Source organism: Streptococcus sp. 477 (genome assembly GCF_013277295.1).
Lineage (GTDB): Bacteria > Bacillota > Bacilli > Lactobacillales > Streptococcaceae > Streptococcus > Streptococcus pseudopneumoniae.
Genome location: NZ_VMMQ01000021.1, coordinates 17,938 through 18,268 on the forward strand (window position 1 = coordinate 17,938; position 331 = coordinate 18,268).

Genomic DNA, 331 nt, shown 5'->3' on the forward strand with positions numbered 1-331 from the left:
GATTTTCGAAGAGTATTAGGAGAAAAAGAATGAAAGAAATAACCTTTGACGCATTTTACCAGCTTTACCAAGACGACCAACCTTCTCTAGTGGACGTGAGAGAAGTGGATGAGTTTGAAGCTCTTCATTTAGAAGGTGCCCACAACCTGCCACTTAGTCAATTGGCTGATAGCTATGATCAGTTGGATAAGGACCAGTTACATTATGTTATTTGCAAATCTGGAATGAGATCGGCGCGTGCTTGCCAATTCTTATCAGAACAAGGTTATGAGGTTATCAATGTCCAAGGTGGCATGATGGCCTTCGAAGAACTTTAATACTCAATGAAAAT

General features: G+C 40.2%; 1 protein-coding gene. It reads left to right on the forward strand.

Annotated elements, in window-relative coordinates; all coding sequences use genetic code 11:
- Nucleotides 1–29 precede the first annotated feature (29 nt).
- Nucleotides 30–317 carry a rhodanese-like domain-containing protein gene (locus HT691_RS03780; protein ID WP_172925258.1) on the forward strand — a complete coding sequence of 96 codons (288 nt, stop codon included), beginning with the start codon at nucleotides 30–32 and terminating at the stop codon, nucleotides 315–317.
- Nucleotides 318–331: the final 14 nt, after the last annotated feature.